This window comes from Leifsonia sp. NPDC058194 (genome assembly GCF_042883605.1).
Classification (GTDB): Bacteria; Actinomycetota; Actinomycetes; order Actinomycetales; family Microbacteriaceae; genus Leifsonia.
The window spans coordinates 41,391-62,986 of the sequence record NZ_JBHVVL010000001.1; the positions used below are offsets into that span (position 1 = coordinate 41,391).

General features: G+C 69.8%; 20 protein-coding genes. 3 read left to right on the forward strand and 17 right to left on the reverse strand.

The annotated features are described in order from the left end of the window. The first annotated feature begins 380 nt into the window (after positions 1-380). Positions 381-2,024 carry an MFS transporter gene (locus tag ACFVU2_RS00185; protein WP_387869685.1) on the forward strand — a complete coding sequence of 548 codons (1,644 nt, stop codon included), beginning with the start codon at positions 381-383 and terminating at the stop codon, positions 2,022-2,024. Here the strand turns inward: ACFVU2_RS00185 and msuE are convergent. The 10 genes from msuE to ACFVU2_RS00235 all read right to left on the reverse strand — a co-directional run bounded on the left by msuE (position 2,021) and on the right by ACFVU2_RS00235 (position 12,771). Then, positions 2,021-2,614, reverse strand: coding sequence for an FMN reductase (msuE, locus tag ACFVU2_RS00190; protein WP_387869687.1), 594 nt, complete (start codon positions 2,612-2,614; stop codon positions 2,021-2,023). The two genes, ACFVU2_RS00185 and msuE, sit on opposite strands and share 4 nt — an antisense overlap. A 90-nt stretch (positions 2,615-2,704) precedes the next feature. Beyond that, a complete protein-coding gene (locus tag ACFVU2_RS00195; RefSeq protein WP_387869689.1) occupies positions 2,705-3,721 on the reverse strand; it encodes an LLM class flavin-dependent oxidoreductase in 1,017 nt (338 codons plus the stop codon). Between the two features lie 54 nt (positions 3,722-3,775). Next, positions 3,776-4,333, reverse strand: coding sequence for an LPXTG cell wall anchor domain-containing protein (locus ACFVU2_RS00200; protein WP_387869691.1), 558 nt, complete (start codon positions 4,331-4,333; stop codon positions 3,776-3,778). Between the two features lie 56 nt (positions 4,334-4,389). After that, on the reverse strand, positions 4,390-6,246 hold the full coding sequence (locus ACFVU2_RS00205) for a DUF4012 domain-containing protein (protein ID WP_387869693.1): 1,857 nt from the start codon (positions 6,244-6,246) through the stop codon (positions 4,390-4,392). A gap of 70 nt (positions 6,247-6,316) precedes the next feature. Then, the gene (locus tag ACFVU2_RS00210) at positions 6,317-7,624 is read right to left on the reverse strand and encodes a UDP-glucose dehydrogenase family protein (RefSeq protein ID WP_387869695.1); all 1,308 of its coding nucleotides are present in this window, start codon (positions 7,622-7,624) and stop codon (positions 6,317-6,319) included. Positions 7,625-7,654: 30 nt separating this feature from the next. After that, positions 7,655-8,332 carry a thymidine kinase gene (locus tag ACFVU2_RS00215; RefSeq protein ID WP_387869696.1) on the reverse strand — a complete coding sequence of 226 codons (678 nt, stop codon included), beginning with the start codon at positions 8,330-8,332 and terminating at the stop codon, positions 7,655-7,657. A 28-nt stretch (positions 8,333-8,360) separates the two neighbouring features. After that, a complete protein-coding gene (locus tag ACFVU2_RS00220) occupies positions 8,361-9,035 on the reverse strand; it encodes a response regulator transcription factor (RefSeq protein ID WP_387869698.1) in 675 nt (224 codons plus the stop codon). Next, positions 9,032-10,249, reverse strand: coding sequence for a hypothetical protein (locus ACFVU2_RS00225; protein ID WP_387869700.1), 1,218 nt, complete (start codon positions 10,247-10,249; stop codon positions 9,032-9,034). The genes ACFVU2_RS00220 and ACFVU2_RS00225 overlap by 4 nt, the downstream gene beginning before the upstream one ends. Next, entirely contained in the window at positions 10,246-11,355 is a 1,110-nt protein-coding gene (locus ACFVU2_RS00230) for a sensor histidine kinase (RefSeq protein WP_387869701.1), read from the reverse strand. Before ACFVU2_RS00230 ends, ACFVU2_RS00225 begins: the two co-directional genes overlap by 4 nt. A 243-nt stretch (positions 11,356-11,598) precedes the next feature. Continuing rightward, the gene (locus ACFVU2_RS00235) at positions 11,599-12,771 is read right to left on the reverse strand and encodes an Rv2578c family radical SAM protein (protein WP_387869703.1); all 1,173 of its coding nucleotides are present in this window, start codon (positions 12,769-12,771) and stop codon (positions 11,599-11,601) included. 24 nt (positions 12,772-12,795) lie between these two features. On the opposite strand from ACFVU2_RS00235, the gene ACFVU2_RS00240 reads away from it, so the two are divergent. Then, on the forward strand, positions 12,796-13,191 hold the full coding sequence (locus ACFVU2_RS00240) for a hypothetical protein (RefSeq protein ID WP_387869705.1): 396 nt from the start codon (positions 12,796-12,798) through the stop codon (positions 13,189-13,191). A 141-nt stretch (positions 13,192-13,332) separates the two neighbouring features. Here the strand turns inward: ACFVU2_RS00240 and ACFVU2_RS00245 are convergent, their stop codons facing one another. The 4 genes from ACFVU2_RS00245 to ACFVU2_RS00260 form a co-directional block, all read right to left on the reverse strand. Continuing rightward, the gene (locus ACFVU2_RS00245) at positions 13,333-14,955 is read right to left on the reverse strand and encodes an ABC-F family ATP-binding cassette domain-containing protein (protein WP_387869706.1); all 1,623 of its coding nucleotides are present in this window, start codon (positions 14,953-14,955) and stop codon (positions 13,333-13,335) included. A 213-nt stretch (positions 14,956-15,168) separates the two neighbouring features. Then, positions 15,169-16,644 (reverse strand): malate:quinone oxidoreductase, encoded by a 1,476-nt coding sequence (locus ACFVU2_RS00250; RefSeq protein ID WP_387869708.1) that lies wholly within the window; start codon positions 16,642-16,644, stop codon positions 15,169-15,171. Positions 16,645-16,730: 86 nt separating this feature from the next. After that, a complete protein-coding gene (locus ACFVU2_RS00255) occupies positions 16,731-17,174 on the reverse strand; it encodes a DUF1801 domain-containing protein (RefSeq protein ID WP_387869709.1) in 444 nt (147 codons plus the stop codon). Positions 17,175-17,234: 60 nt separating this feature from the next. Beyond that, positions 17,235-17,657, reverse strand: a complete 423-nt coding sequence (locus tag ACFVU2_RS00260; RefSeq protein WP_387869710.1) for a hypothetical protein — start codon at positions 17,655-17,657, stop codon at positions 17,235-17,237. Positions 17,658-17,742: 85 nt separating this feature from the next. Here ACFVU2_RS00260 and ACFVU2_RS00265 point away from each other — a divergent pair, with 85 nt between their 5' ends. Then, the gene (locus ACFVU2_RS00265; RefSeq protein ID WP_387869712.1) at positions 17,743-18,378 is read left to right on the forward strand and encodes a MerR family transcriptional regulator; all 636 of its coding nucleotides are present in this window, start codon (positions 17,743-17,745) and stop codon (positions 18,376-18,378) included. 73 nt (positions 18,379-18,451) lie between these two features. On the opposite strand, the gene ACFVU2_RS00270 is transcribed toward ACFVU2_RS00265, so the two are convergent. The 3 genes from ACFVU2_RS00270 to recR all read right to left on the reverse strand — a co-directional run bounded on the left by ACFVU2_RS00270 (position 18,452) and on the right by recR (position 21,596). Next, positions 18,452-19,522: an aspartate-semialdehyde dehydrogenase gene (locus tag ACFVU2_RS00270; protein ID WP_387869714.1), complete on the reverse strand. Its 1,071-nt coding sequence runs from the start codon at positions 19,520-19,522 to the stop codon at positions 18,452-18,454. 95 nt (positions 19,523-19,617) lie between these two features. Continuing rightward, the gene (locus ACFVU2_RS00275; RefSeq protein ID WP_387869716.1) at positions 19,618-20,904 is read right to left on the reverse strand and encodes an aspartate kinase; all 1,287 of its coding nucleotides are present in this window, start codon (positions 20,902-20,904) and stop codon (positions 19,618-19,620) included. Positions 20,905-20,999: 95 nt separating this feature from the next. Beyond that, positions 21,000-21,596 (reverse strand): recombination mediator RecR, encoded by a 597-nt coding sequence (recR, locus tag ACFVU2_RS00280; RefSeq protein WP_387869718.1) that lies wholly within the window; start codon positions 21,594-21,596, stop codon positions 21,000-21,002.

A 21,596-nucleotide genomic window follows, 5' to 3' on the forward strand; every position in this document is an offset into this window, starting at 1 on the left:
TGTGGTTGGGGTCGTTGTCTTCCGGGTACCGTTACCACATAAAATAAATTTACACCCTTTTCTAATCTTCTCTCAGCTCGGGCGGGGGCGCCCCCCCCCCCCCCCCCCTCTTCTGTCTTCTGCGATGTGTCGCTGGAGTCTTCCCGGCCCCTGCCGCGAGGGGCCCCGGGCGCCGCCGAACGCGCAGCGTGAGGCGGTGTTCGGGGTAGCGGTAGGGTGCACCCCGACCACACGGCAAGAAAATGAAGAAGCCCGGTTCGCATCGCGAACCGGGCTTCTTCGCTTCCTGCCATTCGGCGCTGCGGGGTTCTGCATCAACGCGTCGCGTTCGAAGGTGAATACTGGCTCCACGATTCCGAAGCGAGGGAGCAGGTACCGGGATGCGCAAATGGGCCGTCGTCATCATCCTCGGCAGCGCGCAGTTCGTCATGGTCCTCGACGGCACGGTGATGAACGTCTCCATCTCGACCGTGGTCAAGGACCTGCACACCTCCGTGGCCGCGATGCAGGCCGCCATCACTTTCTACACACTGACGATGGCCGCGTTCATGCTCCTCGGGGCGAAGCTCGGCGACGTGTGGGGGCGGCGGCGCGCCTTCGTGATCGGTTCGATCGTCTACGCGGCAGGCTCCCTGACCACCGCGCTCGCACCGAACATCGCGGTGCTCTTCCTGGGCTGGTCCGTCGTCGAGGGCCTCGGCGCCGTGCTGGTGATACCCGCGATCGCGGCGCTCATCGCCGACAACTACGACGGCCACGACCGCGTCACGGCCTATGCGGTCATCGGGGCCGTGTCCGGAGCGGCCGTTGCGGCGGGCCCGCTGATCGGCGGGTTCGTGACCACCTATCTCGACTGGCGCTACGTCTTCGTGTCCGAGGTGCTCATCATGGCCGTCGTCGTGGCGTGCGCGCGGTTCGTGACCGACACGACCGGGCGCCGCGCCGCCTCCATCGACGTCTGGAGCGTGGTGCTCTCGGCGTCCGGACTGGTCCTGGTGGTGTACGGGATGCTGCAGAGCAAGACGTGGGGGTGGATCGCCCCACTGCAGCCGCCGGTGATCGCGGGGACGACGATCGCGCCACTGGGCATCTCACCGACCGCGTGGCTGATCCTCCTCGGCGGGATCCTGCTCTGGGGCTTCCTCCGGCGGCAGTCCCGCCTGGTGCAGCGCGGTCGCCTGCCGCTCGTGCACGTCGACGTCTTCTCCATCCGCCGGTTGCGGAGCGGGTTGAGCGTGCTCGGCGCCCAGTACGCCGTCACGGCGGGCCTCTTCTTCATGGTGCCCGTGTACCTGCAGATGACCCTGGGGCTGGACCCGCTCTCGACGGGATTGAAGGTGTTCCCGCTGTCGATCGCGCTGATCCTGTCGTCGATCCTGGGATCCGCTCTGAGCCGGCGGTGGTCGCCCCGGCGGATCGTTCGGATCGGGCAGTTGGTCCTGGTGGTCAGTGCGGTGGTCCTCCTGAGCTCGATCACGACGGACCTCCGGAGCTGGGTGTTCGGCGTCGGGATGTTCCTGTCCGGGGCGGCGCTCGGCCTGCTGGCGTCCCAGCTCGGCAATGTGAACATGTCGAGCGTCGACGAGACACGGACCAGCGAGGTCGGCGGTCTGCAGGGCGTGCTGCAGAACCTCGGTTCGTCGCTCGGCACGGCACTGATCGGGTCGATCCTGATCGGGGCGCTGGCGACGTCGTTCGCCGGCGGGGTGGCCGGCAGCGACCTCCCGTCGAGCGTCCGCTCCGAGGTCAGCGACCGGACGCAGGGCGGCGTCGCGATCGTGCCCGCCTCCAGCGTCCCGGAGATCGCGACCACGGCCGGCCTGTCGACGCAGGACGCCGACGAGCTCGCGACGATCTACCGCGACGCGCAGGTCTCGTCGCTGCGGGTCGCGTTCTTCGGACTGATCGCGATCACCGTGGTGTCGCTGCTGTTCTCGCGCGATCTCCCGACCGATGTGCCGGGTGCTCCGGGGGCATCTGCACGCGCACGGCCACGGCCACGACCGCGTCGGACCGGGGCCTAGAAGGCGTCGGGCCGCGCGAACTCCGCGTTCGCGTACCGCGACTCGGGGTCGATGTGCGCCCGGACGAGCGGGATGGTGCGGTTGACCGCCGTGTCGATCCGTCCCCGGAGGTCCTCCGACGTGATCGCGTAGTCGGCGAAGTCGCTCTCGGCCGCATAGATGCCCAGCGGGAGGGTGAGGGACTGGAAGAACCCGAACAGCGGACGCATCTGGTGCTCGACGAGGAGGGCATGCCGGTCGCTCCCGCCCGTCGCGGTGAGCACGATCGGCTTGTCGATGAGGGCGTACTGGCCGATGTGGTCGAAGAAGAGCTTGAAGAGGCCCGTGTAGGTCGCCCGGTAGGCGGGAGAGCCGACGACGATGACGTCGGCCGCCTCCACCGCCTCCAGGGCCTCCACGACCTCGGGCCCCAGGTGCGAGCGGAACGGCCCCGCACCGAGCTGCCCCAGCAGAGGCGCGAGCTCGATGGTGCGGTGCGTCCCGCCGATGGCCTCGGCGAACGAGCGGGCGACCTCGTCGACCAGGACGGTGGTGCGCGAGGGATGAGTGGGGCTGCCGCTCACTCCGACGACCGTGGGGACGTGTGCCATGCGGGGACCGCCTTCGTGTGACTTCGGCTCGGGAACGCCCTCACGCTACTCGCGTGCCGCCCCGGCCTCCTCTCGGCGCGTCACGCACCGTCATGGAGCGGGGTACAGCTCCGACACGATCTCGAGCGAATGGATGCGGCCCTCGACGGTCGCGGCGCCGGAAGACACCATCAGTTCGTCGGCGCCGGTGGAGCCCAGGAGGGCGTCGAGACGGGAGCGCACCTCGTCGGGCGTGCCGATCGCCTGACGGGCGTTGCGGGCGGCGATGAACTCCTCCTCGAGCGGGCTGAACTCGTAGGCCATCGCCTCCTCGACGCTGACCGGCTGCGGCTTCTGGCCTTGCCGCATGCGGAGGAACGAGAGCTGGCCGGGGAGCGACAAGGCACGGACCGTCTGCGGGTCCTCGTCGGCGACCACGTTGACCGCGATCATCGTGTGCGGTTCGTCGAGCAGATCGCTCGGCTCGAACTTCGACCGGTACAGATCGAGCGCCGCTTCGGTGTTCTCGCCGGCGAAGTGGTGGGCGAAGGCGAACGGCAGACCGAGCGCGGCCGCCACCTGGGCGCTGAAACCGCTGGACCCGAGCAGCCACACCTGCGGCGCGTCTCCGAGACCAGGGACGGCGGTGATCGTGTGCAGCGGGTTGGCGTCGCTCATGCCGCCGTAGAAGAATCCGAACAGGTCGAGCAGCTGCTGCGGGAAGTCGTCGACCCCGAGGCCCTGCTCGCTGCGGCGGAGCGCCATCGCGGTCGCGCCGTCAGTGCCCGGCGCGCGCCCGATGCCGAGGTCGATGCGGTCGCCGTAGAGGGCACGGAGGGTGCCGAACTGCTCGGCGACGACGAGAGGCGCGTGGTTGGGAAGCATCACACCGCCCGACCCGACCCGGATGCGCGCCGTAGCTGCTGCGACGCCCGCGATGAGCACGGCGGGGGCACTGGAGGCGATCGCCGGCATGCCGTGGTGCTCGGCGACCCAGAATCGCTCGTAGCCGAGACGCTCGGCCGCCTGCGCGAGGCGGATGGTCCCGCCGACCGCATCGGCGTTCGTGCCTCCGGCGGGGCGACTGGCGAGGTCGAGGACGGAGAGGGGGATGCTGCGATTCGTCACACTGAAGCCAACCGGCGGGCGGGGGATGTCATTCCATCCCGCCCGGCGGTTCGCTCAGGACTCGCGGACCTTGCGCGCCCAGAACACGACGGACACCGTGACGAGTCCCGCGACCAGGAGGCCACCGCCGATCCAGATCGCCCAGACCGCCATCGTCGAGCCCGTGTCGGCGAGACCGCTGCCCGGGTCGGACACCGTGACGGCCGTGTCCGCAGGGAGGACAGTGATCGATGCCGGACAGGTGTGGTCGCTGGTCCGCCCGACACCGGTGAACGAATACACCCCGACGGCATCGGCTGGAAGCGTGACGGCGAGCAGGTCGCTGCCGTCGGCGTTGGACTGCTTCGCGAAGTGCACGCTGCTGACCATGGTGCGGAAGCTGGCGAGCTTCATGCTCGAGCCGTCCTCCCCGGTTCCCGTCCAGTCGATGAACTCGCTCGACGCCCAGGTGCCCGCGGTGCAGACGATGTGGACGGTGTCGCCGGCGTGCGCGACCGCCTTGTCGAAGGCACAGGGCGAGCCTGCCGTGTAGTCGACGGCGTTCGCCGCCGTTGGAGCCGCGAGCAGCACCGCGACGGTCACGGCTGCCGCCGCAAGGATCTTCTTGAACATGGCCCCGCCTTTCGCCGACCCGGCCTCAGCGTCGGGATACGTGATTATTTCTCAGTTTACGGACTGGTGCAACCGACGGCAATGGAACCGACCGCCGATTCTGTCCCCACATCGGGGGTCGAGCCGTCTCCTGGCAGCGTCGGAGTCGTCGTCACCGACACTCCCGTTCCCGTCTGCTTCAGCGCGAGGAAGTCCACGTCGACCGTCTTCTGCTCCCCCGGTGCGAGGGTGACCAGGAACACGCTGACGGGACGGCCGCTGTCCGTTCCCGAGATCGCCGACTTCGTCGCGCCGCCGCTCGTCGTCGCCGCGAGAAGACCGCCGGACGGCCCGTAGACGGCGACTCGCGTCTGGATCGAGCCCGGAGGGATCCCGAACCTCCCGCCTCCCGTGACGTAGTCCGGCAGCGTGGTCGCCGCATCCGCCGGCGCGCGGTTCGCCAAGGTCACCGCGACCCGCGTGGTCGGCGTGCCGTCCGCCCGGCAGATCGCAGCGCCCGCCGCGACCGACGTGTCGAGGTAGTAGTCCATCTTCGCGCCGGTTGAGTCGTTGAAGTACACCCCCACCCCCGCCGTCGAGGCCGTCGAGGTGGGCAGGCCGCCGGCCAGCGAAGTGGAGGAGAGCACGGCCTGCTCGTCGGGATGGGCGCTCCAGATCAACAGGCGATGGGAGGAGCCCGCGGCCGCCAGGGCGGAGATCAGCGCGCTGCCGTCGATACCGCCGCGTGCGACGCGCTGGAAGACCGCCGCGGCCGCCGACGCGAAGAACGCATCCTGCTGGGCCGGATCCGGATAGCGCTGGTACACCTGGCTGAGCAGCAGGCTCACCGCGTTGTCGGCGGTGATCGACTCGCCGCCCGCCAGCTCGACGGGGCCGGTCGCGCGCAGAAGCGCGGCCAGCACGACGGGGTCCATGGTGATGACACCGTCCACGCTCCCCCCGTTGGTCAGCGTCCACATCCGGGAGGCCGTGGAGGCTGCGAGCGGGAAGTCCGGGGTGAGGTTCACATCCTGGATGTACGTGCCGATGAGCTGACCGAAGAGTCCGGTCGGTCCGTCGGGGATGGGCGCGACCGACTCCGTCCACGGACCGATGGACGTGCCCGCCTGTTGGGCCACCAGCGAGACCGCACCGTGGTCGGCCGCGATCAGCGCGACGGAGCCGATCAGACCGCCCGTCGCCCGCAGCTCGGCGGGGTTCTGGGCGACCAGCAGGTAGTGGCGCGGTCCGTCGGCGCCGAGCATGGCGGGGAGCAGCTTCGCGCTGTTGCCCAGAGCATCGACGGCCGGCGTCACCTCGGCGAAGAGTTCGCGCAGGCGGTCCACCGCCGACCCGACCGGATGGATGGTGGCCGACGTGTCGACGGCGGCGAGGCTCTTCGAGGCGGCGTGGAAGGCGGTCTGGGCCTTCGCCACGACAGGCTGAGCGGCGACGAGCGGAGCGAGGTCGACCTTTCCCCCGACGATCGAGAGCTTACGGGGGTCAGCCGATCCCGCGACGTCGACGAGGGGCGCGATGACGCGGGATGCGACCTGCTGGGTGGTGGCCGCGGCGGTACGCACGGCCGCGAGGTTGGGGCCCGCCCACGGCACGATCTCGGCCGCGCGCCAGATCGGGTCGTCGGTCAGCGCCGCCGCCGCGGATGCATGCTTCTCGAGCTCGTCGGCCGAGGATCGCGCCGCGGCCAGATCGCCCGACACGATGGCGCTCTGGATGCCGTGAGCGGCAGGGAGCGCGGCGTACAGCTCCTGCCGCGCGAGGTATCCGCGCAGGGCCACCCAGCCCACGAGGCCGGCGACGACGAGCACCAGTGCGACGGCGATGCCCGTCGTGAGGCGACGCCGACGGCGCGCAGGGACCGGAGGCTCCGCCGGAAGGGGCGGCGCCTCCTCACGCGTGAGACCGGTCGCCATGAGGACAAATGTAACAAATCCTCACTTTTTGGCATCCCCCGAAACGAGGGACGCCTGCGGCCGGCGCCAGCTAGCGGCCGAGACCCCGGTACGACCATCCCGCCGCGCGCCAGGCCGCGGGATCGAGCACGTTGCGGCCATCGATGATGCGCCTGCCTGCCACGATCGCTCCGAGCTCGAGCGGATCGAGGGAGCGAAACTGGGGCCACTCGGTGATGAGCACGACGATGTCGGCTCCTGCCGCGGCCTCCTCGGCACTCGCGGCGTAATTGAGCTGGGGCGCACGCCGGCGGGAGTTCGCGACCGCCTCGGGGTCGGTCGCCGTCACCACGGCACCGGCTTCGGCCAGGCGAACGGCGACATCGAGCGCGGGCGAATCGCGCACATCGTCGGAGTGGGGCTTGAACGCCAGTCCCAGCACGGCGACCCGGAGGCCGGCGAGGTCGCCTGCCTCCTCCCGGACCAGCTGGACCACCCGATCGCGGCGACGCAGGTTGATCTTGTCCACTTCCGCGAGGAACTCGACGGCCTCGCCGCGGCCCAGCTCGCGGGCGCGAGCGGTGAACGCGCGGATGTCCTTGGGCAGACACCCGCCTCCGAAACCCACGCCGGCGTTGAGGAAGCGGCGTCCGATGCGCGCATCGTGCCCGATCGCGTCGGCGAGCTGCGTGACATCCGCTCCCGTGACCTCGGCGATCTCCGCCATCGCGTTGATGAACGAGATCTTCGTCGCGAGGAACGCGTTCGCCGCGACCTTGACCAGCTCGGCCGTCGCGTAGTCGGTGACGATGACCGGCGTGCCGGCGGCCACGGCCTTCGCATAGACGTCGTTCAGCACTCCGGCGGCGCGCTCCCCCGCCGGTCCCGACGGGACCCCGTAGACCAGGCGGTCAGGGCTGACCGTGTCCTGCACGGCGAAGCCTTCGCGCAGGAACTCCGGGTTCCAGGTGAGCGTCACCTCGGGCGCCCGCTCGGCGACCAGGGCCGCCAGTCGCGTGGCGGTCCCGACCGGGACGGTGCTCTTGCCGACGAGCACATCCCCCGGCTTCACGTGCTCCAGCAGGGTGGTGAAGGCCGCATCGACGTAACGGAGGTCCGCCGCGTCGCCGTCCGCGCTCTGCGGCGTCCCGACGGCCACGAAATGGACGTCCGCGTTCTCGGCGGCAGCGAAATCGGTCGTGAAACGCAGGCGGCCGCTGGCGGTCGCCGAGGTCAGCACCTCGGGGAGTCCCGGTTCGAAGAAGGGGGCGCGGCCCGCCGACAGCTCGGCGATCTTCGCCTCGTCGACGTCGATGCCGACGACCTCGTGGCCGAGGTCCGCCATCGATGCGGCGTGGACCGCGCCCAGGTAGCCGCAGCCGATCACGGAAATACGCATGTCGCCTCTTCTCGCCGCGCGCGCGGCCGCTCAGGTGAAATCGGGGTCGGGTTCGCTGTCGTACGCGGTCTCGGAGGAGCCGACCGGCCAGTGCCGACGGCCGTTGTTGAGCACTCCGCGGCTCTCCTGGAGGTAGCAGTTGCCGCAGAGGGACTCGTAGCCGACGTCGACGCCGTCGATGGCCACCTGCGCGCCGTCGAAGACGAAGACCCCGTCGATCGTGCGGGCGTTGAAGATCGCCTTGCGACCGCACCGGCAGATCGTCTTCAGCTCTTCGAGGCTGTGCGCCACCTCGAGCAGACGTCTGCTGCCGGGGAAGGCGACCGTCTGGAAGTCGGTGCGGATGCCGTACGCCAGCACCGGGATGCCCTCGAGCAACGCGATGCGGAGGAGGTCGTCGACCTGAGTCTCCGAGAGGAACTGCGCCTCGTCCACGAGGAGCGCGCTCACGTCGGTGTCGAAGCGCTTGATGGTGCGCTCGCGGTGCTGCTGGAACTTGCCGTAGGCGTCGGTCTCGGGAGCGATCAGGAAGTCGACGTCGCGGGTGACCCCGAGGCGCGACAGGATCCCCATGTCGCCCTTCGTGTCGATCGCAGGCTTCGCGAGCAGCACCCGGTGACCGCGCTCTTCGTAGTTGTAGGCCGCCTGCAGCATCGCCGTGCTCTTGCCGCTGTTCATCGCGCCGTAGCGGAAATACAGTTTTGCCACGCACCGATCCTAGACGGCACGAGCGGTCTCAGGTGAGGTAGCCGTCTTCGGCGGCGCGGCGGATGAGATCGGCGCGGGAGCTCGTGGGACGACCGGCCTTGCCGTACTTCTCGCGGACGCGGCGCAGGTACGTCTTCGCCGTCTCGTACTGCACGTTCATCGCCTTCGCGACCTCCGAGGTCGTCCGGCCGTCCGCGTAGAGCACGAGCGCCTGTCGCTCGCCATCGCTCAGTCGCGGGCGGGCGGCCTCCGGGATGATCGGGCGGGGCCGCCACACCGGTTCCGGCGCCGGCTCCCTCCGATCGCCTCCACGGCCGATCGCCGAGAGGGCGGCGGCGAGCAGCTCGTTCATCGGCTGGGACTTGGTCACGTACGCGACGGCGCCCGCAGCGAGGGCGGCGTCCCGGTCCTCCTGGGTGTCGACGGCGCTCAGCACGACGACCTTGGCACCGGCTGCGCGGCAGGTGCGCACCCGTGCTCCGATCGAGACGGACTCGCGCAGCTGGAGGTCCATGATCACGAGGTCGGTCGGGAAGGCGTCGCTGTGCACGAGTTCGATCCAGCTCCCGGCCCGCAGCACGAGATCGAACTCGGGGGCGTTCTTCTCGATCCAGGTCGCGAGACTGTCGAGCAGGATCTCGTGGTCGTCGAGGATCGCCAGCCGTGCTGGCGCGGGGACGGGGGATGCGGGGGTGGTGCTCATGGTCTGCGCCTTCCAGGATAGGCGAATCGAAGCGTCAGCCCGCCCGCTCGAACGCGCAGGCCGGTCTCCATCGAGACCGAACGGAGGGCGCTGAGGTAGGGGACGAGCTCCCGTCGGATCTCCGAGCGCGGCTGCGCGACCCGAGCCGTCAGCAGGAAGGCGGGGTGCGCCGGCTCTCCGACCTCGATCCGGAAGGTCGACGGGTCGAGTCCCGGCAGCTCGGACACGGTCATCACGAGGGCGGACACGATGGCCCGCTGCTCGCCCGTCAGCACGCCATCCAGGCGATCCGGGTCGTGGACGTGCGGGCCGGATGCGGCGGTGGAGGCCGGGTCACGGCCTGCCAGGGCGAGAGCGACGGTCTCGTCGAGCCAGGTGCGCTCGACCGACGAGACGGCGAGGGCGCGCAGGCGGCCCGCGAGTTCGGCGGCTCTGTCGCGGTCGAGCGGGGTGATCTCATCCTGATCGAGGATCCGGGTGAGGAAGGGCACCGTCTCCTCGAAGGCGGAGGCGCTCTCGTGGGCGATCTGCCGCCGTGCCGTCTCGCGCAGCTCTCCCTCGAGCCGTTCCTGCCCGGCGCGCGCGATCTCGCGCCAGCGGAGGGTCTCGCCGGTCATCGTCCACGCGTAGCCCGCTCCCCCGGCCGCGAGAGCGAGCACCGGAGTGGCGGCGACGGTGGCGTAGACGATCGAACCGGTGTGGATCACGAGGGAGTCGGCCTGAAGCGCCGCGAGCGTGCCGACGACGACGGCCCCCGTCACCGCGACGACGAGGACCTCCAGCACTGGACGGTAGAGCGGCATGGCGATCAGCATCAGCGCGATCGCGATCTGCCCCCAGTCGTCCTGGATCCGCAGGTTCCGGCCCCAGACGGAGGCGTCGAAGAGGCAGGCGGCTACGATCGCCAGGCCGATCACCGAGACGTGGGACCAGCGGCCGAACGGCGCGAGCCCGGGGTGCGTGCGCACCGTCGCGATGACCACGGCGAGCAGCAGGATCCCGATACCGGTGATCGCGAGAGACGGTGAGCGTAGCTGGTCGAGATGCCAGATGGTCGACGTCACGGCGTAGCCGATCGCGGTCGCCCCGATCAGCGGGACGAGGAGCCAGGCCGACTGGACGCCGAGCGGGTCGAGTCGCTGCGGCGTCCGCTCGACCGGCACCGAGCGCAGGCGCACGATGGTCTCGCTCGCGATGCCGCGCGGGGCGTTCATGCGACCACCTCGGGAGCGCACGGGACGACCATGATCACAGTGGTCCCGACGTCTTCGCTGGAGTACACGGTGACCGTTCCGCCGACCCGCGAGATCCTGTCGTGCACCGACTGCCGCAGTCCGAGCCGGTCGCCCGCGGTCGAGTCGGGGCTGAATCCGCGGCCGCCGTCGACCACCATCACCGACAGCGAGTCGTCGCAGATGCTGAGCGCGACTTCGGCGGTCGCGCTCCCGGAATGCCGGATGACGTTGACGAGGCACTGGCGCACGGCCAGCCCGATCGCCCGCAGAGCGTTCTCGTCGAGGCGCGACACCGACGACCTCTCGCCCGAGACGTCGACGGCCAGTCCCTCGTCGCGGGCGTCCTCGATCGCCCGGTGAAGATCGCTGCGGTACCAGGGGTCGTCGTCGATCGCCTCGACCGTCACGCTCTCGCTCAGGGAGGGGAGACCGCGACCGAGCGCCACGAGGTCGGCCTCGATGCGTCCGCGCAGACGATCCGGGAGGGCGCCGGGCTCGGTGCGCGAGATGGCCAGGAGCTCACTGAGCACCGTGTCGTGCGTGTCTGCCGCGAGGTCTGCGACGAGAGACCTCCGCAGCTCGACCAGACGCACGTCGCGGACGGCACGATGGATCGCGGACTGGGTGCGCCCGCGCGACCCTCTCGTGAGGCCGTCGAACGCCAGCACTCCGACGAGGAGGAGGTAGGCGCCGAGGGAGATCGCGTCCGTCGTGAAGGTGCGGTTCGTGGTGGCGGCGGCGAGGATGACGGCCGCTTCGGCGAGGGCGAAGCCGAGGGAGGCCCAGAGGATTCCGGCGAGCGCCCCGGTGCCGGTGCCGCCGACCAGCGTCATCGCGACGACGGGCAGAGCCACGACGAAGAGGTTCGTGTCCCGGTAGGCCGGGGTGCCGAGGAAGATCGCCACGACGTAGAAGTACGTGCAGACCGTGCCGACGGCGAGGTAGGCGATCGTGAGCGCGACCGTGCGCCCTCGTGCCAGGAGCGCCAGGAGCGCGAGCAGCGCGACCATCGGCAGCAGCATGAGCAGCGTCAGCCAGGAGGCCCCGCTCACGCCCTGGCTGAAACCGGAGAAGAGCGCGTTCACGAGGGCCGCTGCGAGACAGACGAGTCCCGCCCAGCGGGCTGCTGTGGCGAGCGCTCTCGAATTGGCCGCCCTCGAGAGGTGGGTGGGTAGGCCGAGGGACACACGACCCCTTTCGAGCGAGCGGTCGATCCGGACCGATCCGGAGGGGTCGGATCGTCCCGGCCCCCTCGGGAATTATGACATCCGCCACGCACCGCGTGTACCCCGCATTTCGCCCGCGGTTGTACCCCGAGGGCCGCCCGCTCAGAACAACGTCGGCTGCAGTCCTGCCGCGAGCAGGGAGGCTCCCACGAGGGACTCTGCATCGGGCGCACCGCCGTGCGCCACGGCGTCGCCATCGGCCCTCGCACCTGAGCCCGAGCCCGACACCGCCCCCGAACGAGTGATCCGACGCTCGCCTTCGCTGTCCCGCAGCATCCCGAGCGCGGAGGATCGCACGCCGCCCGTCACGGGGTCCTCCTCACTGCGTTCGAGACCGTGCGCCCGGATCAGCGGCTTGATGCGCGCGGCGAGCCACTTTCGGTACTCGGCGGGCGCGTAGGTGCCGCGCCCGTACATGCTCCGGTACTTCGGCAGCAGCTCGGGATGCTCGCGACCGAGCCACAAGTAGTACCACTCCTTCACACCCGGCTTGAGGTGCAGAGCCGTGTACAGCACCGAGGTCGCCCCGGCCTCTTTCGCCTGGCGCAGCGCTTCGTCGAGATGAGCGCGTGTGTCGGTCAGGTACGGGAGAATCGGCATCAGGAACACCGAGCAGTCGAGTCCGTGCTCGCGCACCGCGGTCACCGTCGCGAGTCGCGCCTTGGTGCTGGGCGTGCCCGGCTCGACCGACTGCTGAAGCTCGTCGTCGTAGACCGCGATCGACATCGCGAGATCGACGGGCACCCGCTTGGCCGCCTCCGCCAGGTGGTCGAGGTCCCGTCGCATCAGGGACCCCTTGGTGAGGATGCTGAACGGCGTGCCCGTGTCGGCCAGAGCGTCGATGATGCCGGGCATCAGCGCGTAGCGGCCCTCCGCGCGCTGGTACGGGTCGGTGTTGGTGCCGAGTGCGACGGGATGCCGCCCCCAGCTCGGCCGGGACAGCTCCCGTCGCAGCACCTCGGCCACATTGACCTTGACGATGATCTCCTGATCGAAGTCCTTGCCCTGATCGAGCTCGAGGTAACTGTGGGTCGGCCGGGCGAAACAGTAGACGCAGGCGTGCGAACACCCCCGGTACGGATTGATGGTCCAGCCGAAGGGCATCGGACCGCCCCCGCCCGGGATCTTGTTCAACGCCGACTTCGCGAGCACCTCGTGGAAGGTGATGCCCGCGAAGTCGGGCGTGCGCACCGAGCGCACGAGGTTGTTGAGCCGCGCGAGCCCGGGCAATGCGGTCGGCGCCTCCGCCGTGAGTTCCTGCCCGCTCCATCTCATGACCTTATTCGAACATATGTTCGAATGATCGTCAAGCGAACCGCGGTGAAGTCCAGGGGTGCGGCGCATCGAAGTAGGCTCGCGACCATGTTCTACGGCTCGCCGACCATTCACGACGACGGCGACGGCTCTCTGCAGCTGCAGGCGGCCGAGATCACCGATCAGCGCGTGATCCTCCGACTGCGGGACACACGGTTCACCAGCGGCCCGCACGCGACCACGAGCGCCGCCGCCGCCGGTTCCCGCTGGGTACTCCAAGACACCAGCGGTCATCGGTACGGATTCGAACAGTCCTCCACGGGCGGTGGACCGTTCCAGGGGATCGTCGACATCGCCTTCCTCATCGAATCCGGACTCGGTCGGGACGATGAGCTCATCCTCGAGAGCCAGGAACGCAGCATCCGCTTCAGCCTCCGATGATTCGCCGTCCCGCCCAGCGGCAGCAGCAGGCGCAGGCGCAGCGGTGGAGAAGGGTGCACGTCCGGGCGTGCACCCTTCTCCACCGGCCACCGACGGCGTCACCGACGCTCCGAGACGGAACCGTCGATCTTCGAATGTCCGTCAAGCGGCGCGCAGGGAGATCTCCTCCCCGTCCCACCGCGCCCGCAGCCAGCGGTCGTGGCTGGCGACCACCACCGCGCCCGGATAGGCGCCGAGAGCATCCTCCAGCTCGGTCGCCAAGGCGAGCGAGAGATGGTTGGACGGCTCGTCGAGCAGGAAGAGGTGCGGCGGCCGCGCGAGGATCAGAGCCAGCGCGAGCCGGCGCTGCTGCCCGACCGAGAGCGCCCCGACCGGCCGGTCGAGGTCGCGCGGTGCGACCAGGCCCAGCGTGACGAGCGGGACGCTCTCGGACCGCTTCTCCCCGAGAGCCGCCGCGTAGATGGAACGAGGCGAGATCGAGGGATCGGCGAAACGGACGTCCTGCTCCAGCAGACCGACGCGCAGCCCGCGCCTGCGACCGACGGAGCCGGCGGCTGGTTCGAGACGACCCGCCACGGCGGCGAGCAATGTCGATTTGCCCGCCCCGTTCGCGCCCGTGACCAGCACCCGCGACTGCGGTGCGATGTCGAACGCGGGGACGTCGAGCCGCCCCGGGATGCGCAGCCCGCGGGCGTGCACGAGCAGCCCGCCGTCCTCCGCGAGCGGCTGGAATCCCGACGGGATCCCGGCGAAGCGGAGGACGGGAGGCGGTTTGCGCACCTGCGTGCGCTCGAGCTCGTCGCGCCGGCCGTCCGCGTTCTTGATGCGGCGGCTGATCTGCTTGTCGAGCGCTCCCCCCTTGAACGACTTAGCGAACTTGTCGTTGTCGCGCACCTTCCCCGACCAAGCGATCGACCGCGCGGTGACGTCTGCGGCGAAGCGGAGGGCGGCGAGCTCGTCCTGCTCGTCGGCGAACTGCTTCTCCCAGCGCGCCCGCTCGGCCGCCTTGGCGTCGAGGTAGGAACTGTAGCCGCCGCCGAACGCGACGGGACCGCCGCGGGCGGGGTCGATGTCGAGCAGCCCTGTCGCGACCGCGTCGAGGAACGCGCGATCGTGACTGGCGAACAGCACCGGACCGCGCCAGTCGCGCAACCGGCTCTCGAGGAACGCGGCAGCCGCATCGTCGAGATGGTTCGTCGGTTCGTCGAGCAGCAGGGCATCCGGCCTCCCGAGCAGCAGCGCCGCCAGGGCGAACCGGCTGCGCTGGCCACCCGAGACCTCGTCAAGCCGCCGGCCCAGCGGGATCCCGCCGACACCGAGGCCTGCGAGGAGCTCGTCCCGGCGGGCGTCGATCGTCCAGATCTCGGCCCGCTCGGCCGCCTCGAGAGCACGGTCGTACCGGGTGGACGAGTCGTCCTCGCCCGTACCGAGCGCGACGGCGGCCGCCTCGAGCTCGCGCTCGACGGCCCGGACGCCGGCGAGGGCGTCCTCGATCAGCGACTCCAGGGAGTCGTCCGGCCGGAACCGGACCTCCTGCCAGAGGAAGCCGACGCGCGCCGGACGGCGGATGGTGCCGGCGTCCGGCGACTCGACGCCCGCGAGCAGGCGCAGCAGAGTGGACTTGCCGACGCCGTTCTCGCCGATCAGCCCGAGGCGCGAGCCGGGAGCGACGGTGAGGGAGACATCGGTGAGAATGCGACGTTCGCCGTAGCTGAGCGAGACGCCGTCCGCACGTAGCGGAGTGAGAGTGGTTGATACGGGCATGGAGACCGCCTTCCGAGCGCTCCGATGAGCCGGTTCCCGCCGGGCGTGCTCCGTCGAGAGCGGCGCGTGAGCGCAATGAACGCGATGACCTGTTCTCAGGTGCACCCCACTCTGTCGACGGCGCCTCGGGCGCGGGACGAGAGGAGGTGATCACTTCATAGCGTTGACGACCATAACAGGCCGCCGACGCCCCTGTCCACCCTCTGGGAGGGACTACCGGGCGAGGTTCAGCGTGGCAGCGGTCTCCGCCAGCACACGCGCGGCCTCCTCCGGACGGTCGTTGAGGGTCGTCCCGACCGTCGGGATGAGCTTCTCGATCGTCGGGAGCCAGCCGTCGTAGCGGTCCGGGAAGCAGCGCTTCAGCAGGTCGACCATGATCGGGACGGCCGTGGAGGCTCCCGGCGATGCGCCGAGCAGACCGGCGATCGAGCCGTCCTCCGCCGCGATGACCTCGGTGCCGAACTGCAGCACTCCGCCCTTCTTCGCGTCCTTCTTCATGACCTGGACGCGCTGACCGGCGGTGATGAGCTCCCAGTCCTCGCTCTTGGCGGTGGGCATGAACTCCTGCAAAGCCTTGAGCTTCTTGGCGCGGTTGGCGAGCAGCTCCCCCACCAGGTACTTGATCAGGTCGAAGTTGTCACGGGCCACGGCGAGCATCGGTCCGAGGTTGCCCGCACGCACCGAGCCGGGCAGGTCGAACCACGACCCGGTCTTGAGGAACTTGGGGCTGAAGCCGGCGTAGGGGCCGAAGAGCAGCGACGTCTCGCCGTCGACGACGCGCGTGTCGAGGTGCGGCACCGACATCGGCGGCGCGCCGACGGCGGCCTTGCCGTAGACCTTCGCCTGGTGCTGGGCGACGATCTTCGGGTCGCTGGTGCGCAGGAACTGCCCGGAGATCGGAAAGCCGCCGAAACCCTTGATCTCGGGGATGCCGGACTTCTGCAGCAGGTGGAGCGCACCGCCTCCCGCGCCGACGAAGACGAATCGTGCCTGGACCTCGTGCGGCGTGTGCCCGACCTCGTGGAGGACCTTGATGCGCCAGAGACCGTCCTTGGTCCGCTTGACGCTGCGGACGCGGTTGTTGAGAGCCAGCTCCGCGCCGTTGGCGACGAGGTTGTCGACGAGCGCACGTGTCAGGGCGCCGAAGTCGACATCGGTGCCCGAGGTCGAGCGGGTGGCGGCGATGCGCTGCTTGGCGCTGCGCTTCTTCGTCAGCAGGGGCGTCCACTCGCCGATGACGGCCGGGTCTTCCGAGAACTCCATGTCGGAGAACAGCGGCTGCTCTTTGAGCGACTCGTAGCGGCGGCGCAGATAGCGCACGTTGTCGCGACCGCGCACGAAGGTCATGTGCGGCGTCGGGTTGATGAAGGTCTCCGGGGCCGGGAGGTCGCCCGCCTCGACCAGGCTCGCCCAGAACTGGCGGCTGAGCTGGAACTGCTCGTTGATGCTGATCGCCTTCGCGGGGTCGACGGAGCCGTCCGCGCCCTCGGGCATGTAGTTCAGCTCGCAGAGGGCGGCGTGACCGGTGCCGGCGTTGTTCCAGGGGTTCGAGCTCTCCTGGGCGACTTCGCCCAGGTTCTCGTAGATGCGGATGCTCCAGTCGGGCTGCACGCGCTGCAGAAGCGCTCCGAGCGTCGCGCTCATGATGCCGCCGCCGATGAGGACCACGTCGATGGGAGAGTTGCTCACCGTACGATCTTACGGTGCGGTGGGCGCATCCCCTTGTCCCGAGCGGGAAAGTGTCTCGATGTCGAGATAACCAGCAGGAGGCGGCCTCAGTTCGCGCGCTCGTAGATGGAGACGAACCGCGCGACCGGGAACGCGGCCACCGTCTTCGCCACCAGCGGGAGGTCCACGTCGGCGAGGGAGCGGAAGCGCACGCAGCTCTTGCCCATGTCGAGCCGCCGGCCGCTGCTCGCCCATTCGCGCCGGAAGCCGCGCTCTTCAGCCGAGTCGCTGGAGAGCGCCATGAGATACAGCGACGTGTAGTTCTTCTGCGCGCCGAGGCTCACGTATGCGAGCGGCTGTCCGTTGTAGGTGTCCGGGAACGTCTCGAGCGGGACGACCCAGCCGGGCATCCGCCACTGGACGCCGAGCCGGTAGCCGTCCGGCATGGCCTCGGCGACCGTGTCGAACACGGGCTGGTAGACCTCCCGGCGCTTCGACGGCAGCGCTTCGAGATAGTCGACGACCTCGGCGGGCAGTGGTTCGGCGCGCATGCGTTCAGGCTAGCCTCCGCCGGGCGCCGCGAGGAGGGTCGGATCCGGGCGCGGACGGCGTCATCCCACCTGTGCCGCACCGGCTCCGATCAGGGCGATCCCCGCGATCACCAGACTCACCGTCAGGACCCCGAACCCCACCCAGACCAGCGCGATCACCCCGTTGGGCCGCTGCGGATCGCGCCCCAGGACCGAGAGGAAGAAGCCGCCCGGGATCAGGATCGCCGTGGCGAGAACGCCGATCGCGGCGACGTGCATCCAGCTCGTGACACCGGCTGCGTCGAGCAGCACGAGGACGACGAGACCGAGGATGACGAGCACGCCCGCGTGCGCATGGCCGGCGCGGAAGAAGCTCTTCTGGAGGTCGTTGGCCCCCTGCTTCCCGGTGACCACTCGGAGCATGAAGGTCCCGCCGTAGGCGATGCCGATGACGGTGAGCAGGACGACGCCCGCGGTGATGGCGCTGGCCGGTTGGAGCAGCATGGTCCGCCTCCTTGGATAGTTACGGTATCCAAAGATTAGATAGTGCTACTATCCATGTCAAGGGTCGATGAAGGAATGGTGAGACGTGCGCATCTCCGAGCTGGTCGGGCAGACGGGCGTCCCCCTCGCCACCCTCAAGTTCTATCTGCGCGAGGGGATGCTGATGCCCGGCGTCGCCGTCAGCGTCACCCGCGCGGACTACGGCGAGGAGCACGTGCGGCGCGTCGCGCTCATCCGGGCACTGTCCGATGTCGCCGGGCTGCCGCTGCAACGAGTGAAGACGGTGCTCGGCCTCATCGACGCACCATCGGGTTCGCTCTTCGATTCGCTCGGCAGCGCCGTCGCAGCGCTGCCGCCCTACGCGGACGGACCCCCGGTGGATGGCGCGGACTACCCGCGCGCCCGAGCCGCCCTCGAGGCGCTCGGTCAGGTCTACGACCCGCGGTTCGCCGCCGTCGCGCAGCTGGAGCGCGCGCTCGTCGGGGTGGAGGCGGCAGGCATCCCGCTCTCCCCCGATCGTCTGGCGGTCTACGGCGAGCACGTTCGGGCGATGGCCGAGTTCGACCTCTCCCGCATGCCCGACGACGGCAGGGAGAGTCAGCTGGGCTACGCCGTTCTCGGCACCGCGCTCTACGAGCCGGTCATCGCCGCCCTGCGGCGTCTCGCGCACCAGGACATCGCGGCGCAGCGCCTGGCAGCGTCGCCCGACGCACGCGCGTAACCCTGCCGCATTCGTGGCGAATGTCGGGAAAGCGTGGGGCTTTCCCGACATTCGGCACGAATGTGCGGAGGGTTCAGGCCTCGACGGGCGAGGAGAGCCGCTCCGCGACCAGCTCGGCGATCTGCACCGCGTTCAGCGCTGCTCCCTTGCGGAGGTTGTCGTTGCTGATGAAGAGCGCGAGTCCGCGTCCGGCCGGGGCCCCCTCGTCCTGACGGATGCGTCCGACGAAGCTCGGGTCCTTGCCCGCGGCCTCGAGCGGCGTCGGGACGTCGGTGAGGACCACGCCGGGCGCCGACGCGAGCAGCTCCTCCGCGCGAGCCGGGGTGATCGGCTCGGCGAACTCGACGTTGATCGAGAGCGAGTGGCCGGTGAAGACCGGGACGCGGACGCACGTCCCGCTCACGAGCAGGTCCGGGAGGCCGAGGATCTTGCGGCTCTCGTTGCGGAGCTTCTTCTCCTCGTCGGTCTCGTTCAGGCCGTCCTCGACGATCGAGCCCGCGAGCGGGATCACGTCGAAGGCGATCGGCCGCACGTACTTGACCGGGGCGGGCAGCGCGACGGACGAGCCGTCGTGGACCAGCTGGAGGAGGTTCTCGTCGGCCACGGCCGTGCGGACCTGGGTGGCGAGCTCCTCGGCCCCGGCGAGGCCGGAGCCCGAGACCGCCTGATACGTGCTCACCGTGAGGCGCTGGAGTCCGGCCTCGTCGTGCAGCACCTTCAGCACCGGCATGGCCGCCATGGTGGTGCAGTTGGGGTTGGCGATGATGCCCTTGCGGGCGTCCGCGATCGCCTCGGGGTTCACCTCGGAGACGACCAGCGGCACATCCGGGTCCATGCGCCATCCGCTCGAGTTGTCGATGACGATGGCGCCGGCCTCCGCGAATCGCGGTGCGTGGGCCTTCGAACCCGTGGCGCCGGCCGAGAACAGCGCGATGTCCACTCCGGACACGTCGGCGGTCGCGACGTCCTCGACCGTGATCTGCTCGCCCCGGAACGGCAGCGTGGTGCCGGCCGAACGCGACGAGGCGAAGAAGCGGACGCTCGTCGCCGGAAACGCGCGCTCCTCCAGCAGTCGGCGCATGACGCTGCCGACCTGGCCGGTCGCGCCGACGACGGCGATGTTGAGTCCAGTGGTCTCGCTCATGGTGGTGGCCCCTTCGGGTCGGTGGTCTTGGAGGGTCGAACGTGCTGCCGGTCGCGGCCATTCCCTCGCGGGCGGTCGTGCGGCGGGCCGGGGTCCTAGCGGCCGGTCCCGGCGTAGACGACGGCCTTCTCGTCGCCGTCGAGGCCGAAGGCGGTGTGGATGACCCGGGCGGCCTCGGCCACGGTGTCGGCGCGCGTGACGACCGAGATGCGGATCTCGCTGGTCGAGATCATCTCGATGTTGATGCCCGCGTCGTAGAGGGCCTCGAAGAGCTGGGCCGAGACACCGGTGTTGGTGCGCATCCCGGCGCCGACGAGCGCCAGCTTGCCGATCTGGTCGTCGTACTGCAGCGACTGGTAGCCGACCTCGTCGCGCTCGGCGGTGAGGGCGGTGAGCACGCGCTGCCCCTCCGACTTCGGGAGGGTGAACGAGATGTCGGTGAGGCTGGTGGCCGCCGCCGACACGTTCTGCACGATCATGTCGACGTTGGCGTTGGCCTTCGCGACGATCTTGAAGATCTGCGCCGCCTTGCCCGGCACGTCGGGCACGCCGACGACGGTGATCTTCGCCTCGCTCAGATCGGTGGCGACTCCGGAGATGATCGGCTCTTCCACGGTTCCATCCTTCTTCGCGGCCTTGGCCGCAGCTGCTTCGTTGAGGACGTACGTGCCCTCCTTGTTCGAGAACGAGGAGCGCACGTGCAGGGTCACGTTGTGACGGCGCGCGTACTCGACCGCGCGGATGTGCAGGACCTTCGCGCCGGCGGCGGCGAGCTCCAGCATCTCCTCGCTGGTGATGCGGTCGATCTTGCGGGCCAGGGGCACCTGACGGGGGTCGGACGTGAAGACGCCGTCCACGTCGGTGTAGATCTCGCACACCTCGGCCCCGAGCGCGGCGGCGAGGGCGACAGCGGTCGTGTCGGAGCCGCCGCGGCCGAGCGTGGTGATGTCGCGGGTGTCGCGGTTGAACCCCTGGAAGCCGGCGACGATCGCGATCGCGCCTTCGGACAGGGCGTCCTGGATGCGGCCGGGTGTGACGTCGACGATGCGGGCCGACCCGTGCTGCGCGTCCGTGATCATGCCGGCCTGGCTGCCGGTGAAGGAGCGCGCGTCGTAGCCCATGCTCTTGATCGCCATGGCGAGCAGCGCCATCGAGATGCGCTCGCCGGCGGTGAGGAGCATGTCCAGCTCGCGCGGAGCGGGGATCGGGGTGACCTCGTGCGCCAGGTCGACCAGCTCATCCGTCGTGTCGCCCATCGCGGAGACGGCGACGACGACTTCGTTGCCGGCCTTGCGGGTCTCGACGATGCGCTTCGCGACGCGCTTGATGCTCTCGGCGTCGGAGACGGACGAACCGCCGAATTTCTGCACGATAAGGGCCACGGACACTCCTGGACTGACGGGTTTCCCATCCTACCGTCCGGGTGCATGCCCCGATCCCCATATGACGGCCGGGGTGCGGGCAGCGGAGGACGGGCTCAGGACACCTGTCGGCGCCCCTCGAACGCGCGGCCGAGGGTGACCTCGTCGGCGTACTCCAGGTCGCCGCCGACCGGCAGGCCGGAGGCGAGCCGGGTGACCCGGATCTCGAGGGTCGTGAGCAACCGGCTCAGGTAGGTGGCGGTGGCCTCGCCCTCCAGGTTGGGATCGGTGGCGATGATGACCTCTTGGACGGTGCCGTCCGCCAGGCGCTGCATCAGCTGGCGGATGCGCAGGTCGTCCGGCCCGACGCCGTCGATCGGGCTGATGGCGCCGCCGAGCACGTGGTACAGGCCGCGGAACTCGCGCGTCCGCTCGATCGCCACGACGTCCTTCGCCTCTTCGACCACGCAGATGAGTTCCGGGGTCCGACGGGGGTCGCGGCAGATGGAGCAGGTCTCCTGTTCGGACACGTTGCCGCAGATCGCGCAGAACCGGACCTTGTCACGCACCTCGAGCAGGACCTCCGCCAGACGCGTGACGTCGAAGCTCTCGGTCTGGAGGATGTGGAATGCGATGCGCTGCGCCGACTTGGGCCCGATGCCGGGCAGGCGGCCGAGCTCGTCGATCAGCTCCTGGACGATGCCTTCGTACAT

What these genes read in the sequence shown, in the direction of transcription:
- ACFVU2_RS00255 (WP_387869709.1), bottom strand. Translation starts at nt 17,174, where the DNA reads ATGCGCGCCGAACCACTGCCCGCCGAGGTCGTCGACTATCTCGAAGCG.
- ACFVU2_RS00235 (WP_387869703.1), bottom strand. Translation starts at nt 12,771, where the DNA reads ATGAGATGGAGCGGGCAGGAACTCACGGCGGAGGCGCCGACCGCATTG.
- ACFVU2_RS00270 (WP_387869714.1), bottom strand. Translation starts at nt 19,522, where the DNA reads ATGAGCGAGACCACTGGACTCAACATCGCCGTCGTCGGCGCGACCGGC.
- ACFVU2_RS00210 (WP_387869695.1), bottom strand. Translation starts at nt 7,624, where the DNA reads ATGCGTATTTCCGTGATCGGCTGCGGCTACCTGGGCGCGGTCCACGCC.
- ACFVU2_RS00220 (WP_387869698.1), bottom strand. Translation starts at nt 9,035, where the DNA reads ATGAGCACCACCCCCGCATCCCCCGTCCCCGCGCCAGCACGGCTGGCG.
- ACFVU2_RS00185 (WP_387869685.1), top strand. Translation starts at nt 381, where the DNA reads ATGCGCAAATGGGCCGTCGTCATCATCCTCGGCAGCGCGCAGTTCGTC.
- ACFVU2_RS00225 (WP_387869700.1), bottom strand. Translation starts at nt 10,249, where the DNA reads ATGAACGCCCCGCGCGGCATCGCGAGCGAGACCATCGTGCGCCTGCGC.
- ACFVU2_RS00205 (WP_387869693.1), bottom strand. Translation starts at nt 6,246, where the DNA reads ATGGCGACCGGTCTCACGCGTGAGGAGGCGCCGCCCCTTCCGGCGGAG.
- recR (WP_387869718.1), bottom strand. Translation starts at nt 21,596, where the DNA reads ATGTACGAAGGCATCGTCCAGGAGCTGATCGACGAGCTCGGCCGCCTG.
- ACFVU2_RS00245 (WP_387869706.1), bottom strand. Translation starts at nt 14,955, where the DNA reads ATGCCCGTATCAACCACTCTCACTCCGCTACGTGCGGACGGCGTCTCG.
- ACFVU2_RS00260 (WP_387869710.1), bottom strand. Translation starts at nt 17,657, where the DNA reads ATGCTGCTCCAACCGGCCAGCGCCATCACCGCGGGCGTCGTCCTGCTC.
- ACFVU2_RS00240 (WP_387869705.1), top strand. Translation starts at nt 12,796, where the DNA reads ATGATCGTCAAGCGAACCGCGGTGAAGTCCAGGGGTGCGGCGCATCGA.
- msuE (WP_387869687.1), bottom strand. Translation starts at nt 2,614, where the DNA reads ATGGCACACGTCCCCACGGTCGTCGGAGTGAGCGGCAGCCCCACTCAT.
- ACFVU2_RS00200 (WP_387869691.1), bottom strand. Translation starts at nt 4,333, where the DNA reads ATGTTCAAGAAGATCCTTGCGGCGGCAGCCGTGACCGTCGCGGTGCTG.